The sequence below is a fragment of the Streptomyces sp. NPDC041191 genome (assembly GCF_055591945.1).
Window position 1 is genome coordinate 1 of the sequence record NZ_JBVIZC010000024.1, and the last position, 15,048, is coordinate 15,048.

The 15,048-nt window shown below is 70.4% G+C and carries 19 protein-coding genes; 5 read left to right on the forward strand and 14 right to left on the reverse strand.

Features of this window, described 5'->3' with window-relative positions; translation table 11 throughout:
- Window positions 1–36: 36 nt before the first annotated feature.
- The 11 genes from ACZ6AQ_RS28665 to ACZ6AQ_RS28715 form a co-directional block, all read right to left on the reverse strand.
- Window positions 37–174, reverse strand: coding sequence for a hypothetical protein (locus ACZ6AQ_RS28665; RefSeq protein ID WP_468763649.1), 138 nt, complete (start codon window positions 172–174; stop codon window positions 37–39).
- A 171-nt stretch (window positions 175–345) separates the two neighbouring features.
- Complete coding sequence (locus tag ACZ6AQ_RS28670) at window positions 346–1,224, reverse strand: hypothetical protein (protein ID WP_468763651.1); 879 nt, start codon at window positions 1,222–1,224, stop codon at window positions 346–348.
- A gap of 107 nt (window positions 1,225–1,331) precedes the next feature.
- The gene (tpg, locus tag ACZ6AQ_RS28675; RefSeq protein WP_468763653.1) at window positions 1,332–1,958 is read right to left on the reverse strand and encodes a telomere-protecting terminal protein Tpg; all 627 of its coding nucleotides are present in this window, start codon (window positions 1,956–1,958) and stop codon (window positions 1,332–1,334) included.
- Window positions 1,880–2,053, reverse strand: coding sequence for a RapZ C-terminal domain-containing protein (locus ACZ6AQ_RS28680; protein ID WP_468763682.1), 174 nt, complete (start codon window positions 2,051–2,053; stop codon window positions 1,880–1,882). Before ACZ6AQ_RS28680 ends, tpg begins: the two co-directional genes overlap by 79 nt.
- Window positions 2,054–2,106: 53 nt before the next feature.
- On the reverse strand, window positions 2,107–2,322 hold the full coding sequence (locus ACZ6AQ_RS28685; RefSeq protein ID WP_468763655.1) for a hypothetical protein: 216 nt from the start codon (window positions 2,320–2,322) through the stop codon (window positions 2,107–2,109).
- Window positions 2,323–2,526: 204 nt separating this feature from the next.
- Window positions 2,527–2,703, reverse strand: a complete 177-nt coding sequence (locus tag ACZ6AQ_RS28690) for a hypothetical protein (protein WP_468763657.1) — start codon at window positions 2,701–2,703, stop codon at window positions 2,527–2,529.
- Window positions 2,704–3,293: 590 nt separating this feature from the next.
- Window positions 3,294–3,509, reverse strand: coding sequence for a hypothetical protein (locus ACZ6AQ_RS28695; RefSeq protein WP_468763658.1), 216 nt, complete (start codon window positions 3,507–3,509; stop codon window positions 3,294–3,296).
- A 255-nt stretch (window positions 3,510–3,764) separates the two neighbouring features.
- Complete coding sequence (locus ACZ6AQ_RS28700; RefSeq protein WP_468763660.1) at window positions 3,765–4,496, reverse strand: DUF2625 domain-containing protein; 732 nt, start codon at window positions 4,494–4,496, stop codon at window positions 3,765–3,767.
- Between the two features lie 33 nt (window positions 4,497–4,529).
- The gene (locus tag ACZ6AQ_RS28705; protein WP_468763662.1) at window positions 4,530–5,789 is read right to left on the reverse strand and encodes an IS110 family RNA-guided transposase; all 1,260 of its coding nucleotides are present in this window, start codon (window positions 5,787–5,789) and stop codon (window positions 4,530–4,532) included.
- Window positions 5,790–6,348: 559 nt separating this feature from the next.
- Window positions 6,349–7,011, reverse strand: a complete 663-nt coding sequence (locus tag ACZ6AQ_RS28710) for a ribonuclease FAU-1 family protein (protein WP_468763664.1) — start codon at window positions 7,009–7,011, stop codon at window positions 6,349–6,351.
- Window positions 7,012–7,162: 151 nt separating this feature from the next.
- Window positions 7,163–8,800 (reverse strand): replication-relaxation family protein, encoded by a 1,638-nt coding sequence (locus ACZ6AQ_RS28715; RefSeq protein WP_468763666.1) that lies wholly within the window; start codon window positions 8,798–8,800, stop codon window positions 7,163–7,165.
- 705 nt (window positions 8,801–9,505) lie between these two features.
- Here ACZ6AQ_RS28715 and ACZ6AQ_RS28720 point away from each other — a divergent pair.
- The gene (locus ACZ6AQ_RS28720) at window positions 9,506–9,952 is read left to right on the forward strand and encodes a hypothetical protein (protein ID WP_468763668.1); all 447 of its coding nucleotides are present in this window, start codon (window positions 9,506–9,508) and stop codon (window positions 9,950–9,952) included.
- Between the two features lie 297 nt (window positions 9,953–10,249).
- Here ACZ6AQ_RS28720 and ACZ6AQ_RS28725 read toward each other — a convergent pair whose 3' ends face one another.
- From ACZ6AQ_RS28725 to mobF, 3 genes are read right to left on the reverse strand one after another with little or no spacing between them, the layout of a single operon-like run.
- Window positions 10,250–10,471, reverse strand: a complete 222-nt coding sequence (locus tag ACZ6AQ_RS28725) for a hypothetical protein (protein ID WP_468763670.1) — start codon at window positions 10,469–10,471, stop codon at window positions 10,250–10,252.
- A gap of 51 nt (window positions 10,472–10,522) precedes the next feature.
- Entirely contained in the window at window positions 10,523–10,870 is a 348-nt protein-coding gene (locus ACZ6AQ_RS28730) for a hypothetical protein (protein WP_468763672.1), read from the reverse strand.
- Window positions 10,867–12,615: a MobF family relaxase gene (gene mobF, locus ACZ6AQ_RS28735; protein ID WP_468763680.1), complete on the reverse strand. Its 1,749-nt coding sequence runs from the start codon at window positions 12,613–12,615 to the stop codon at window positions 10,867–10,869. Before mobF ends, ACZ6AQ_RS28730 begins: the two co-directional genes overlap by 4 nt.
- 219 nt (window positions 12,616–12,834) lie before the next feature.
- Between mobF and ACZ6AQ_RS28740 the strand changes: the two genes are divergently transcribed.
- The 4 genes from ACZ6AQ_RS28740 to ACZ6AQ_RS28755 all read left to right on the forward strand — a co-directional run.
- Window positions 12,835–13,035 (forward strand): hypothetical protein, encoded by a 201-nt coding sequence (locus tag ACZ6AQ_RS28740; protein ID WP_468763674.1) that lies wholly within the window; start codon window positions 12,835–12,837, stop codon window positions 13,033–13,035.
- A gap of 844 nt (window positions 13,036–13,879) precedes the next feature.
- Complete coding sequence (locus ACZ6AQ_RS28745; RefSeq protein WP_468763676.1) at window positions 13,880–14,086, forward strand: hypothetical protein; 207 nt, start codon at window positions 13,880–13,882, stop codon at window positions 14,084–14,086.
- A 183-nt stretch (window positions 14,087–14,269) separates the two neighbouring features.
- Window positions 14,270–14,566, forward strand: coding sequence for a hypothetical protein (locus tag ACZ6AQ_RS28750; RefSeq protein WP_468763677.1), 297 nt, complete (start codon window positions 14,270–14,272; stop codon window positions 14,564–14,566).
- Between the two features lie 248 nt (window positions 14,567–14,814).
- A partial coding sequence (locus tag ACZ6AQ_RS28755) for a hypothetical protein (RefSeq protein WP_468763679.1) occupies window positions 14,815–15,048 on the forward strand: 234 nt, incomplete at its 3' end.

Consider the following 15,048-nt stretch of genomic DNA (forward strand, 5'->3'; position numbering starts at 1 on the left):
TGGGCCGCTAAGGGGCACGACTTCAGCGGCCTGAGGTCAGACGAGGAGGGCCAGGTTCCCCGGCGGCTCGTCCCTGCGACGGATGAACAGCTCCGGGAGGAACAGGCTGGCGATGCCGAGCCAGGTCCCGAGGTTGTCCACGTAGTCGGGGTCGATGTCGTTCAGGATGATCAAGCCGACAATGACCAGGAACGCTCTGACCCGCATCCGGCGCGGGGAAAGGGGGTGCGGCAAGGAACTGCCGGGCATGTAGGTCATAGACTCTTTCCTATCCGTCGGTTCTTATCGATGGTCGGACCGCGTTCGCCCCACAGGTTGGTAGCCAGGGAGGGGCGACGCGGTTTTTTACTTCTCCGCTCCCGCGTGGGTGGAGACGTTTTCGGGCGTTGCAGCGGGCAGTCCGCGCTGGTGGAAGGGCGGAACCAGCCGGTAGATGGGACGGGAAGCCCTTCCGGAGCGGGTCGCAAGGGTGTCGAAGTACTCGGTCCTCGCCACCTTCAGGACCCTGTTCTCCACCAGGTCCTCGATGCCGACTGCGACGGTCTTCTGGGCCAGGCCGTACCAGCGGCTGATCTTCGCGTGGACGAGGGGGAACTCGTTCTTCCTCTGGGCAAGGGCGATCAGGAACATCGCCTTGCCCGCCAGGGAGAGCTTGGTGTGCAGTTCCTCCTCCCAGTACTCGAACGGAAGCTGGAGGTACTTCTCGCCGATCTGGATGGGCGGCTCGTACGCGCCGCTGCCGTCCTCCATGCGCTTGGTGATGATGGTCCTGCGCTTGGAGCCTCGGGCGGTGGTGATGAGACCGAGGTCCCTGAGCGCCTTCCACGCTCGGGAGACCGCAGAGCCCCCGGACTTCTCGTCGAGGATGCCGATGGTCCTGGCCCACGTACTCGACCACTCGGTCACCGAGTAGTCCTTGCCGCCGGTGACGGCCGCCACCAGGAGGTAGAGGTCGAGCGCCCGCTCCTGGCGGCTCGCGACGAGCGTCTTGAGAGGTCCGGGCCGCGTGTCCGGGTTGTCTCCCAACTGGAGGAAGAACCTCCTGATGGGGACAGTGCGGTTGGCCCGCTGCGAGCGCTTCAGCAGCAGCTCGATGGTCCTGCTCGGGCTCATCGAGCCCTCGGGGTCGGCATTCGAGCCCTCGATGTTGGAGGCGGCCGACTCGTCCCAGGTCGTCCTGTCCCCCAACTCCGGCTCGTTCACAGTGGACTGAATCGACGTCATGGGAGACACTCTGCCACAACGGTTGCGGAACTGTCCAACTTGCAACTCACGGTCAGCTTCGCTGACTTGCGGCCTGGTAGTGCATATTAGGAAGACTAATTAGATAGCTATATAGAGAGCTGTGTAGGACGACTGTTCAGATTTCTCCTCAAGCGACTGTGAGCGTATCGGATGTCCGGGAGCACGGGTCGGCTCGCAGCGTGGTGACGGAGAAAAAAATCTTGGTTGCCGCAAGCAGGGACATCGGGCTCGCCTGCGCAACAGCGGTCAAGATCAAGGGCGACAGGGGTGATGTCGTACTCGATCGACATGACCTCCTTGACCTCCTTCGCAGCGAGCTCACCCCGGCGCGGTACCGGCCCTGAAGAAGGGGCGTAAGAGGAGGACGTCTGCCGCTCGAACTGGATCTGTTCGATGTCGGTCAGCTCGACGAGGAGGTCGTGGGCGCGGTGGCCGCCGTCGCGGAAGTAGACCTCTCCGAGGGCGTCGGCCGTCGGGCGCTGGAGGTCGTGGTCGGTGGGGCCGGTGTCCTGGGTGTCGAGGAGGCGGGCGGCGTGGTGGAGCGGGAGGCCGAGGGTGAGGTGGCGCATACGGGCGTCATCAGTCGTGCCTGGCGAGGCGGTGAAGCTGCGGCCGCCCCAGGGCTGAATGGGCTCTATGACGGGGTGGAGGAGGTCAGGACGGGGTGGTCGACGTGGTGGTGCTCGATGTCGACGCCGTACGCGCCGCCCCACGCCTCCCAGACGAGCCGGCCGACCGTCTCGGCAGCCGCGACACTTCGGTGACGGCCTCCCTGGCATGCCACCGTGAGCCGGACCAGGCGGCCCACGGGGACTTCGTCGGCCAGGGCCCGGAGCTGGACGGCGGTCCGGGTGATCAGGGTCAGGGCGCCGGGGTCTTCAGGACGTGGGCGTAGACGTCGGCGTCCAGACCGGTGCGGTAGCACATGGTCGGGTCGGCGGCGGGGTTGCGCAGGGCGCAGCTGAGGTCGAGGTAGAGCCCATCGGTGACGAGAGCGTGGGCGCCGTCGTGACGGACGCCGATTGAGGAGATGACGGCGGAGACCAGGCCGCGCCCGGGAAGGTGTGTGGTCTGCATGTCCACCACGATCCCGGCCCGGCCAGGGGCGCGGTAGGAGTTGCCCGTTGCGCCTGAGGATGGGCAACGGGCAACGAGCAACGAGACGGGGCGTGTCGGCGGGCGCTGTCACGTGGGTTTGTCACACCGGGCCCAGGATGGGGGCGGGAGGGTATCAGCGCAGGTCGGCAGCGGTTGTGTGACAGGTCGCGTGGCAGAGCCGGGTCACCGGACGGCGAGGACCAGGGCGACGGCGGCGACCAGGACGGCGGCCCAGGTTCCGCAGGCGCCCAGCGGCCTGGCGAGCTGCGGGTGGCGGTGGGTCAGGTAGCCGATGGCGCCGAGGAACAGGACGGCGACGAGGACCAGGAGCAGGACGACGAGCAGGGCGAGCGTGGACACGGCAGGGCCTCCCGAAGGCATGGGCGGGCACGCCGGATCGGCGTGCGGGTGAAGGGGGTGTCGCGGTGGTGCTCCCGGTACGGCGGCAAAGGCCGGCAGTCGCGAGGAGGGTCGGCGCAACGGGTCGGACTATGACGGGGCGTCACCCAAGCGGCGCAAGCCCCGTCCAGCGTGCTCATGACGAAAGGCCGCGTTCAAGACCTGACCTGCGCATGCGCGCGCGGTCGAGGTCTTGAACGCGGCCTTGGGAACCGCTACGGGCACCACCCCGCGCCGCCTCCCTCGCCTTTTAGTTATGGGGCGGTAGAACCGGAATGTGATGGTGACGCACGTCACACAACAGGGGAAGGCAGTGGGCGCGAGCAGGTTGCCCTACAACTTGCCTTTCAACTTGCCCTAGCACTTGCCTTTCAACTTGCCTCCAGGTCCCCGCGCGATGCTGTGACCTGCAAGGTCAAGGGGTGCGAGGGAGAGGCCGGCACCGCCGACTACTTCCTAACAGGCCCCTTTGAGAGGGCTTCAGGAAGTCCGACCCGAAGATCCGTCGACTTGGACAGGACCGGACATCGCGCCGAGGGGCGGAGGCCGGGTCAGCCGGTGCCCGGGTCCGCCGGGCCGGGACCGAGGCGGCGCCGCGCGGGCCGTTCCCCGGCCACCGGCTCGTCGCCGGGCGCGGGTTCGGGCGTGGCGGTCCAGTCGTCGGAGGCGGCGCGTTGGGCGGCCGTCCCGGCTCTTGGGGCGCGGGCGGGCGGCTCGGGCAGATCGGTACGGCCGCGGCCGAGGGCCTGGCGTGGTGCGGTACTCACCACGCCAGTCTCCCGCCCGGCCCCCACCGAGGGGGACGCGGGCTTCTCCTGCTTCTACATGAGAAATTTCGGGGTCCGGGGAGCGGCCCGTCCGCCTGGCCCCGGACCACCCCACCTCTTCCTCCGGCTATCGCGGAGAAAGACACCTCATGCAGTTAAGCCGTCAAGCCGTGGGGGGGTCGCCCCCCATCCCGCCCGCAGAACCTCGGCCCAGCCCCCCAACTCCGGGGACCCTCGCTGACACAGCAAAGCCAGTCACACGTCGCCCAGGAACCTAGGATCGGACGGCCCCATCTGCCGGGCGAAGTCCGCCGCGGCCCCGAGCACGTCACGCATCGGTACAGGCCGCCGACTCGTAGCCGCGAGATCGGCGTGAGCTTCCTCAGACCACAGGAACGGATAGACAGATAGACCCTGCCCGAAGGCCAAGGCCGCGGCCTCCTCACGCCAACCGGGCCAGCGCACTCCGTCGTAGAACGTCTCCAGCCTGCCCGAGAGCAGCCAGGCAACCCACGCGGAGTGGCCCATCTCCATCGCCTCCCACTCCAGAGTGTCGGGAGCGAAGTACGTCATCTGGCCAGGTGCCCCGGGGCGGCCCGCGGCGGCGGGATCGCCACCGTTCAACGCGAAGACCCCTCCGACAATGTCATGGCCGACGACCAGACCCGTCACTGGATGCCAGCCAGGGTCGAGGTCCGTGGGAAAACGGTTGACCTGCGCCAGACTCGGGAGTTGCCCATCCGCGACGGAACCCGAACCCCCGCCGAACACTCGCAGCCATCCGTTGTCCACGAGCAACCCGCCGGTGTTCCATGCCAGCGCACCCAGCATCGATCGCGCGCTGACCTGCATCTGCAGAAGGCATCGGCGGCCCTGGTTGATGTCTACGGGCAGCACCTGAACCGGCACGGAGCTTTCCCTGACGATCCCCTGCAGTTCTGGCCACGCCGGGTCATCCACATTGGCCAGCTCATCAATCCCTCGCATCCGACGATGGTCGCACCTTTCGGTATCGCCTCATCAGGTGGGCTGGACCGTGCACGTGGAGGCTGTTCCTGCTGGTAGCGGCTCTGGTGGGAAGGCGATCGATTCGTTGAACGGAATGCGGGCCAGGAGGCAGTGGTGGAGTTGGCCGAGCATCCGGTTGAACAGGTGCCGCAGGGCTTGCATGTGCCAGTCTCCTCCTGCCCGGCGGCGCCGGTAGTGGGCGTCCGCGCCGGCAGAGCCGCTGAGGGAGGCAAAGGCCAATAGGTGGCCGACGTGGTTGAGCCGGTTGTTCTTGACGAACCGGCGTCCGACGTAGCGGCGCTTGCCGGAGGCCCGCGTGATCGGGGCCGAGCCGGCGTACGCCTTCAGTCCTCCAGCAGTGACGAAGCGGCTCCTGTCGTCGCCGATCTCGCCCAGGATGCGGGCACCGACCTGGGGACCGATCCCGGGGAAGCTCAGCATGATCGCCGCGTCCGGGTGCGACCGAAAGGCCTCTTCGGTGGCCCGCGCCATGTCATCGACTGCCTCGCAGGCCGCGTCCAGCTGCAGCAGCAGGGCCAGGGCCTGCTTGCCTATGGCCTCCTCGACGAGGGGCAGCTGCCGCGGGGCTTCCTCGCGGAAGATCTGCTGGATTCGTTCGGTGTCCGTTTCGATGCCCCGGCCGCGGCCGGCCCGCCGGAGCATGGCGGTCAGCCTCCACATCTGCAGTTTGGCTGCCAGGGCAGGCGTGGGTGCGACGGCGAGGATGCGGCGGGCATCGGGGCGGGTCAGGGTTCCCGGCTTGTCCCGGAACGCCTCGATCATCGCCGGGAAGTACTCCCTCAGCAGGGACCGCAGCTGATTGGCGACCTGCTGGCGGTTCCAGACGGCGTCCTGCTGGGCGCGGGCCAGGACCGCGACGGCCTGGGCCAGGTCGGTGTCGGCGGGCAGTGGGCGGTGCACCGGCGCATCGGTGCGGATGACGTTGGCGAGGACCAGGGCGTCACCCGGGTCCGACTTCTTGCGGCTGACTCCGTGCCGGTCGCGGTAGCGGGAGGCAGCCATCGGGTTGACCGCATAGATCTTCCGGGGGCCCTGCCGCAGCGTGGCGACCAGCAGGCCGCGGCTGGTCTCGATGGCCACCGGGATCGGCTTCTCCGCGGTGTCGCCGTGTTCCGCCAGAAGGTCCAGCAGCAGCCTGTAGCCGTCCAGGTCGTCGTTGATCCGGCACTTGGCCAGCAGCTTGCCGGTGTCGTCGACGAGCGCGACGTCGTGGTGTCCCTCCGCCCAGTCGATGCCGCAGAACACGTCCATGGATCCCGTCCCTTCTCCGGTGCCCTTCTCGAAGGCGAGCACGCGGGGCCGCACGGCGCACTAATTCCAGGGCTCCAAGGCCCGCCACCTCATCAGCCGTGCGCGGCGCCGCAAGGCCGCACGGGCGCGCGCCGTGTCCAGAGCTCGGAGCTCGTGAGGAGAAACGCGTCACCGTGCGGCAGCTCATCCATCGAGGATCCCGAACCTGACGGGCCCGCGGGGCAGAACGTGCGAGGACCGGCCGGCGCCCAGCGCTACCAGTCTTTACAAAGACCTCGCACGGTCGGAGGGGTCGTAGGGGTCACCACGGCACCGACCGGACCACACACGTCCTGCCCCGGGCTGGGTAACGCCGCCCCGGGCCCCTCAGAGATCCAGAACCTCTAATTACTAACGAATTAGAGGTGTCGCCGTCGCGGGGAGGCTTGCCCACCGGCGCTGACCAGGCACAACGAGCGGTGTCCGATTTGACGGGCTCCCACCGCCGGTCACACCTCCGGTCCCCCGCCGCATGCAACCGTCCAGGCAACGGTTCAGCCTCCCTCCGGTGCAACCCTCTTCACGGCCGCCGGGGCCGGGGCAGGCGGGGCGTGGGCCAGGCCGGCTCCCACCGCCAGGCCGCCCACCGCTCCGCGTGCGCGAACAGCCCGGCGCGTTCGGCGAGCATCGCCAGGACCTCGGCGCGGGCGTCGTCGACGGCCTGGTGCTCGGTGTCGGTGACGATGCCGAGGCGGCGTACGTGGGCGTACTCGTCTTCGTCCTTCCACTCCCAGTGGGTGAGGTCGGGCGTGACGACCAGGTCCACGGTGAGGTCGAAGGTGTCGAACCCGTCCTCGGTGCGGCGGGTGGGGTGCTCGAAGTTGACGTACCAGTTCCGCAGCCGGCGCCCGCTGGCTCTGTCGGGGACGAAGAAGGCGTTGACGCTGAACCAGGCCGCGGGCGGCTTCCACAGCAGCAGGTCGGTTTCCTGCCACACCGCGTCCGCGAGCTCCCACCGGCCGGTCGCCATCGCGTCGAACGCCTCCGTGCGCACCGAGCGGTCCTTGTCATCGCGGGCCTTCGCGTACAGGGCAGGCCAGCGGGCCTCCGCCCCGGGCGCGCAGGCAGTCACCAGCGCCTCGCCGGTGTCCTCGAGGACCCGCAGCGCCTGCTCGCTCCACACTCGGCCCCCACGGTGCACGTCGCGCCGTACGACCGTCTCGCCCGTCTCGAAGCTTCGCACCACGTCCTCCTCCACCGGCTCCGGCCGGGATGTCCGGCCGGGCTTGCCCACCTCAGCGCGTCCCGGCGGGGTGGGCAAGCCGCCGTCCGGGGCGGCTTGCCCAGGGTCGCCTTGGGCTTGCCCACTCCCCTGTGCCGGCGGCTTGCCCGGCTCAGCCGCGCAGACGGGAGAGCCAGCCGGGGGCCTTCTGCTTGGGGACTGCCTGCTCCTGGTCCTGCTCCTGGTCGGGCTCCTCCTGCCGGTGGCTCACACCCCAGGTTTTATCCAGGTCGGCCTCGAACCGCTGATCGCAGTCCCCGCACAGAGTCGGGCGCTTCGCTGGGGAAGCAGTCCAGCCGACGGACTTGGTCGCCTTCCATCGTTCGTCGGTGAACGCGGCCCCGTACTCGGTGCAGACGGGGCGCTCGGGGGCGGGCCAGAAGTCGTGCGCCCCTGCTGCGCCGCGCACCGGCTCCTGGCGCTCCTTCGTGCCAGCCGCCGGGCTGAAGACGGCGCCGGCCTTGCAGTCGTCGCACAGGTGCGGGTGGGAGTCCTTCGTGGCTCCCCAGTCCGTTGGCTGTACCGCCTGCCAGCGGGCGTCAGTGAACTTCGCCCCGCAGCCAGCGCACACGGGACGGCGGGCCTCGCGCTCGGCTGCTTGGTTCGCGGCATGCTCCTGGGCTGCCCGCCGCATCTCTGCCTGGTACTGCGCCGCCCAGACCTTGGCCTCCTCTTGCTCACGGGCGTCGGCGGCCTCGCGGCGCGAGTTGCCGATCGCCTCCAGCAGGGTCTGCGGGCCGCTGCGGCCGAAGCGGGCGAACACCGGCCCGGCCGGACCGTGCTCACGCAGCTGGTTCAGCCCGACCGCGATGATCGGGATCTTCCGGTCGTAGAGATGGTGCCCGCCGGGCAGCCGCTGCCCCTGCCACAGGTGACGAGTCAGCTCCATCAGGCGCGGAACGGTGCGGTTGGGGTTGCGCTCGCCGATGCGGTTGAACACCAGCAGCACGGGCGGATGCGGCACATCGCCGATCCGGCCCTCGGGGACCGTCCAGCGCGTACGCCACATCGGGCGCTCCTTGCCGTCGGTGTCCTTCACCTTCCGCCGGAAGAACCGCGCGTACTTCTCCAGCTTGTCGGCGAGCTCCTCGGCGGTCTCGTGACAGTTGTCGACCTCGATGAACAGAAGCGGCACCCCGTCCTGCGGAGCGGTGAGCACGATGTCGGCCTGGGCACCGCCCTTGCCCGGTGTATTCCACGTGCCGGTCGCCGGGAGCGGGACCTCGGTCCAGAACGAGGCGATCGTGCCGATGCCATCCGGTGAGTCGACGGCGGCCTGGGCGGCGGCCCGTACTTCGGCCGAGTCCTTGGCGAGCCTGGCCATGTTCAGCTTCGGGCGCAGCATCGCGATCACCGTCTCGTTGACGGCCATCGGGTGAGAGGCCCCTGACGAGCCCGCGCCGCGCGCGGTGGAGCCCATCTCCCCCGCCGGCCGGTTCAGCTCGTAGGAGGCAGCCTGCAGGCCCTTGGGGGTCAGGTTCCGCAGGGCGTCACCCGTCTCGGTGGAGCCGCCGTTCTCGGACAGGCCGTGCCCCCGCATGTCGGAGAGCGCAGCGGTGTGCGAGGCGGTACGGGCCTGCTTGCGCTTCGACGGGGTCGGCTTGTCGGCGTGCCGGAACGTCAGATGCGGAGCGCCGATCCGCTGGATCTGATCCGTCGTCGCGACCTTCAGCGCTCCGAGCACGCGCAGCACGTCACCGCGATAGGTGTTCGTCGACCCCGCCGGGTTGTTCTTCCGCTTCCCCGCCATCAGCTCTGCTCCCTCGTTGCTCGCGACCGGCCGCCAGCCGACCGCCGCCGCTGCCGCCGCTGGCCGCGCCCGGCCGGGAAAGGCGTCCGGCCCCCCGGAACCCGATGCTCTCCTCCAATACGGACATGTAGAGGAGAGAAGAGGGCTGTGACGGCGCAGTTTTCGCGCCGATTGCGGCCCTGACAAGGGGATTTCCTCCGGCCTCGGGTGCCGGGCACCAAAGGGGGATCCCAAGGGCCCTCCAAAGGGGGTGCCCAGGGACGCCTCTTGGGCTTGCCCAGTCCGGGCCGGCCTTCACGTCCGATCGGCCCGCGCGGCGCCGCCGCCCAGCCCTCGGGTGGGTGGTCGTCATCGTCTGCTCTCCTTCGCTGCCCCGGCCGGGGCGGCCGGGGCGAAGGAGCAGCGTGCAGCCGACCCCCTTGTCCCCGGTCTGACCGGTGCCGGTAGCGGACACTGTCCAGGGGAAACGCGGCCGTGGCCGGAGCGGTAGCGGAGGTGGACAAGGGGTCAGAGCCCGATCCGAGGCCCGGCCGACCCTGCCGGACAACAGGGCCGCGTTTGCCCCTTGCAGCCCCGATTCGTCCGATTCGATCGGAGGGGGAGAGCTCTCCCCCGGCGGCCGCACTCTGTCCACAGGGCCGCAGATCGAGGGTGTTTTCGAGGCCGCCGCGATCAGCGGGGCGGCCCGAAGACGAGGAGCCACCCATGCCCGAGAACACCGTCACCACGCCGCTCGCCCCGATGGAGCCGCAGGACGTCGCCGACGCCTTCGCCTACATCCAGGCGATCCATGCCGCCGACATCAACACCGTCGGCGCGGTCGCCGACGACATCGGCCCGGAGCAGCTGTGCCGGACGCTCCTGGACGTCGCCGCACGCGTCTTCATCCCCATCACCGCCGAAGACGACCACAACGGGGAACCGTACGCGCACTCCTTCCTCGCCGCCGCGCTCGGACGGCTGCTGCTGGAGCTCCTGTGCCACGGCGTATGCCTGGCAGGCGCGCGGGGCGTCGCCCAGACCATCATCCTGTTCACCGAGAACATCCTCACCGAGGACCACGGCGGCGTCGCCGATGTCCTGCGCCAACTGGAGGCCGCGGGGATGAAGCAGGCGATGGAAGCACACCCGGCGCACCGCCCCACCGCGTAGCCGTACCACCGTGACAATGGAGTGCGGTGCGGCGCGCGTCCCCGGCGCACCGCACCACGCGCACCAGGTGCGGTGACAGCGTCGGTGGTGCGGGCACCGGCGCACCACACACCCCTCGCGGTGCGCGCCACCGGCCCCAGCGCACCGCACCGGGCGCCTGCCACGGCACGGGCGAGCTCCTATATCACATACCCCCTTGACCACGGTCTGACGGAAAGTCCACACCGGGCCTGACAAGGGGAAACGTTCTGGATGGCGAACCTGGTCAAGGGGTGATGCGCGCTCGCCGGAACCCGGTCAAGGGGTGGGCCGGCGGGCGCGCACCGGTGTGGTGCGGGGCATCGAGTGCGGCGCACCGAGTGCGCGCGCGTGCCGGGCGTCGTCGGGTGGTGCGGCGCACCGGGTGCGGTGGCGCACCATGTGGGTGCGCACCACGGTGGAGTCCACCGTCGTCTGGCGCACCGGAGTGGAGCCGACTCGGTGGAAGCCGCTCGGTGGAGCCCACTGAGTGGAGGCCACCCGATGGAGGCCACTGAGTGGGCTCCACTCAGTGGATGGTGCCCGGCATTGTCACCACAGCCAGGCGCCTGAGTGCCGCACCCGGGACAGGTCGCGGGCGTCGCGGCGCGCGGCGGCGTTGCCGATCCGGCTCTGCTGGGAGCGGGGCCGGCGCGAGTTCCCGGCGGCGAGGCGGCGCTTGGCGGCTTGCTGGAGTCGCTTGCGCTGCTTGCGCAGCTCCGCCTTCTCCGCGGCCTCCGACTTCGGCTTCCTCGGCCGCTTCCAGACCGTCTGCCACCCCACGGGCTCGTCGGGGTCGGGTTCCTGGTCCTCGGTGAGCGCGGCGGCCATCTGCTCGCGGGCGGCACGGGCACGAGCGAGTGCGTCGTCGGGGTTGGGGCGTTCTTCCGGGGTGTTCACGCGACTCCTCCTGTGGTTCTGCCCGGCGCGGGATGGGTGCCGGGGTGCTGGGTGTGCGTCGCCGGGGCCGGCTGCGGGCGGGGACCGTGGGCGGCTTCGCGCGCCCGCCGGCTGTCCTGGAGCGTGGCGGCCACCTGCGCGGCGGCCTCCAAGGTCCGGCGGGTCTGCTCCACCGTGACCACGCCGGTCTCCGGCTCCAGGAGGCGGCTGTCCTTCCGGCCGGTGCGCAGCGGCCGCGGGTGCGAACTCGAGGCGACGGACACGGCGACGGCGTAAGGGCGAGAGCGGGAGCCCAGGCGCTCTGCTCGCCGGGCGGCGCGGACGCGGGCGGCCAGGGCGCCGGCGGCGAGGCGGGCCCGCTCGTACGGGGGCGCGGACCGCTTCCGGGTCAGCGGGCGCAGCACGGCCTGGTCCTCGGTGTCGCTCGGGTACAGGGTGCGCAGATCGGCGGTCATCCTCCGGCCGCGCCCGACGGGGCGGGCGTAGTCGTCGACGGCCGCCCGCACGATCCGCTCGTCCAGGCCGGGCTCGTGGCGGCGGCCGCGCAGGGCGTAGGCGAGGTGGCGGCGTGCTTCGGCGAGGAGGTGGTGGCGTGCGAAAGCGCCGCGCATCACATACACCACGGCGACGACGTCGACGGCCGCCAGAACGACGTCGACCACCGGCCGCACCCGGGCCCACACCGCCGCGGCTGCCGCCCTCGCCCGCTCGGCGAGCCGGTAGACGGTGCAGGCGCCGAACGCGGCGATCGCGGAGGTTCGCCATCGGCTCCGCAGCTCGGTCAGCGACATCAGCTCGGTGCGCTTGGGCGGGCGGGTCTGGTCGGCGGCCTGGCACGCCAGCGCGTAGCCGGCCTTCTCCCCGGGCGCGTGCCCCTGCTTCTCCTCGTACCTGACCGTGAGGACGGACAGCGCGTCCTCGATCTGCTGACGGCGGGTCGACTGCCAGCCGATCAGCCGCCGGTCGATCCCCGCGATCTCCATCACGGGCCGGCGGCCCGGGGTGATCTCGCGCGGCTCCCACGCCCACCCGAGCCGAGCCGTCACCTCCTCCATGAAGTGGAGGGTGTAGAGAGTGTCAGCGGCAACGATGTGGGTCATCAGCGAGTCCGCGGAGAGGTTGCCCCACTTCCCGTCGTGCGGGCGCCGGGCGCGGATCGAGAGCACCGCGTGGTCGTGGAGCAGCGGCTTCGACTCGGCGGCTCTCGACTCATAGTGCCGGAACACCGCGACGACCAGACCGTCCTTCACCGGCCGACGGTGCTTGCCGCCGGCCTTCCATCGGATCTGCGCGACCGACTCCTCCAGCCACGCCAGCGTCTTGTCCCGGGCGACATCCTGGCACGCCTCCAGCACGAGACGGGTCTCGTCGTCGGTGAGCGCCCACGCGATGTGAGCCGTCGGCGGGGCCCGGAAAACCAGGTCCATCGCCAGCCACGGCGTGCGTTCCTTCGCCTCCTCCGTCTTCGGCGAGGCATTGTACTCGATGGGCCTGCCCAGCACGGTCGCCCGCCGCGCCGTCGCCGGATCGTCGCCTGCCTCCAGGCGCTCGCGCTCAATCCGATCGGCGTCCGGGTGCCGGCCCTCCCCCAGGAGCAGCTCGGCCTGCCGCTCGCTCACCACGTCCCCGGCCGCCAGGCCGAGCGCGGCCAGACCCCGGCCCTTCCACACACCGGGCGGGCCCCCGGCCTCCTCCTGGGCGGCGTACAGCGGCGTACCCGCCCGGCGGTGGCCGTCGCCGACCATCACGCCACGGAACAGGTAGCGCACCCCGGCCCCCGGGCGAACTGGCGACATGCTGATCACCGGCCCATGGAACCCCGGCCCTGACCCGTACAAAAGCGCGATCCAAAACCGGTCCCGCCGGGCGGGAGGGCATCACCAGATCTTTACCGCAGCGCCCGTCAGACGGGCCGCCGCACCAGCACGAGACAGTAAGCCGCCGACGTGTGCATAGCCCGCCGCATGCATACAGAACTGCTGCACGGAGACCTCTGCCCGCTGTGCCGCCGCCCTCTCACACTGGTCCCGGACGTCATCGTCTACTCGGCCGGCATGTCGTCCCCCACCCGGACCGACTACCTGCCTCACTGCGACAACTGCACCAGCGACCCGTTCAACTCGCAGAAGTGGAACGACGCGATGAACGCCCGCTACAGCCTCTGACCCGAGCCGTGCGAATGCTGCGCCACGACCACATCGGCACCACTTCCCCGACCACCCACCACCACTGAACGACCGAGTCACCGACGCCCTTCAACACGATTATCCACCACCGCCCCCGGCCACCGGCCGGGGGCTTCGTGTGTCCTGGAGGAGTTCGCCGTGCCCACGTTCGAGACCCTGCCGCGCTTCACCGCCGACCTTCACCGCCTCACCCCCGCACAGCATCAGCGATTCCGCCGCGCCGTCCTCGAAGTCTTCGTCCCCGACCTGCGCGGCGGGCCGGGGCCGTCACGGTCTCGGCATTGGACGCCCTAGACCAAGGGTGTGAGGGCTCCTCGTCCTCACACCCGCCTGGTGACCTCACACCCTTCCGGAACACCCGTCCCGGCCCAGGGAATGCCACCCCAGGACGCAAAGACGCCGGTCTGCTACAGGCCCTCGGCGACCGGCCGCATCACCGTCACTCAGATCGCGTAAACCCCCTGTGCTCTCTCATCGGTGTGCTGAAGCGTCGAGGAGGCGACGCAAACACACCCGTCTGTTATAGGCCCGGACGCCCATCGCGCCGCAGGTAACCGTTGCGCTCTAGGCCCCGAAGAGGGCCCGTTCGCCAGGACGCGACGTAAGCACCCCGGGTGCTCCATGGTCCGGCTTCCACCTCAGGAAGGAGGAAGCCGTGGCTTCCGTACACCGGGGCGCCGTTCGCCCCCAGCCACCCCGTGGCACCTCTCACAGCCGCTCCAGGCAGCTGCGCACCACACCCACGAAGGCGACCAGCCGCGCGGCGATCCGCCGCGCCCTCATTACCCGTCAGCTCAGCTCGAACGCACCCATAGGGGGAACCGTGACCGCCAAGAACACCCAGCAGCCCGACCAGCCCGGCCGCCGGCGCCTCACCCGCTACCTGCGCGCGCTGGTCGCGTACTTCCGTACCCGGCCCCAGAGCACGGGCCTGTCCGGCAAGGCGGACTTGGCTAAGGACGTGTGCAGCGAGGTCCGCCGCTGGGCGGTAGGGGAGCTCATGACGCTGCTGCAGTCCTTCATCCCGTGATGAGCACGGGCCGGTCTCCTCGTCAGAAACCGGCCCCGCCGCAGGGCTTCACCCCTCCACGTCTCCAGTCCCTGGCCTCCACCCGCGCCAGGGTCCGCATCAGGTAACAGCCCTCCCCTGCCCGATCGCTTCTTCGCCCCCGGCCACCGCGGCCGGGGGCTTCGTGCTTCCTGGAGGACCGCCATGCCGACGTACGAGGCGCTTCCCCGTTTCGCCACCGACCTCGACCGCCTCACCCCCGCCCAGCGCCGACGCTGCCGCCGCACCGTCCTGGACACCTTCGTCCCCGACCTGCGCACCGGACGGCCCTTCCACCCGGGTCTGCGTATCAAGGGCGTCCGCTCCGCTCCGGGCGTCTTCGAACTCACCTGGGCCCCGGACGGGCACGCGACGTGGTGCTACGGCCGGGCACGGATAACCGGCGAGCGGCACATCGTGTGGCGGCGCGTCGGGACACACTCGATCCTCACCAGCCCGTGACACCTCACCGGATCGCGTCCACGTCGGGCGGTGAAGCGCCCACGGCCTTGTATCGGGGGTGGAACGCGGACGTCATCATGTGATCAGCGCGCATAACCTTGCGCGGCTGCGTCTCGGCGGGTGGGACATGAAGCTGACTGGTGAGTTCGGCGGGGTCGAGGCGCTGGCGGAGGAGGCCGTCGTCGCGGCGTGCACGCCGGGCCGACACCGCCGGTCCGGCGCAGTGGAGCGCGGGTGCGGTGGAGGACGTGGCCGCCGCCCTCGAGGTCCTGGCCGGTGCGCTCGCCCAGCTCGACCCGGAGTGCGCGGAGATTCTCTCCGTCGTGCCGGTCGCCGCGGCCGCCGTCGTCGAGCGCGCCGAACAGGCCGGCGTCGGGGCGAGCGAGTCCGGTGACGGCCGGGACGAGTACGGCGCTGCGCCAGGCACTCGCCGCTCATTCCCCTGCCGTCGTGCTCCTCCGCCGGACGGCCCGGTCAGGAAG

What these genes read in the sequence shown, in the direction of transcription:
- ACZ6AQ_RS28670 (WP_468763651.1), bottom strand. Translation starts at nt 1,224, where the DNA reads ATGACGTCGATTCAGTCCACTGTGAACGAGCCGGAGTTGGGGGACAGG.
- ACZ6AQ_RS28685 (WP_468763655.1), bottom strand. Translation starts at nt 2,322, where the DNA reads ATGCAGACCACACACCTTCCCGGGCGCGGCCTGGTCTCCGCCGTCATC.
- ACZ6AQ_RS28700 (WP_468763660.1), bottom strand. Translation starts at nt 4,496, where the DNA reads ATGCGAGGGATTGATGAGCTGGCCAATGTGGATGACCCGGCGTGGCCA.
- ACZ6AQ_RS28705 (WP_468763662.1), bottom strand. Translation starts at nt 5,789, where the DNA reads ATGGACGTGTTCTGCGGCATCGACTGGGCGGAGGGACACCACGACGTC.
- ACZ6AQ_RS28715 (WP_468763666.1), bottom strand. Translation starts at nt 8,800, where the DNA reads ATGGCGGGGAAGCGGAAGAACAACCCGGCGGGGTCGACGAACACCTAT.
- ACZ6AQ_RS28720 (WP_468763668.1), top strand. Translation starts at nt 9,506, where the DNA reads ATGCCCGAGAACACCGTCACCACGCCGCTCGCCCCGATGGAGCCGCAG.
- mobF (WP_468763680.1), bottom strand. Translation starts at nt 12,615, where the DNA reads ATGGTCGGCGACGGCCACCGCCGGGCGGGTACGCCGCTGTACGCCGCC.
- ACZ6AQ_RS28740 (WP_468763674.1), top strand. Translation starts at nt 12,835, where the DNA reads ATGCATACAGAACTGCTGCACGGAGACCTCTGCCCGCTGTGCCGCCGC.
- ACZ6AQ_RS28750 (WP_468763677.1), top strand. Translation starts at nt 14,270, where the DNA reads ATGCCGACGTACGAGGCGCTTCCCCGTTTCGCCACCGACCTCGACCGC.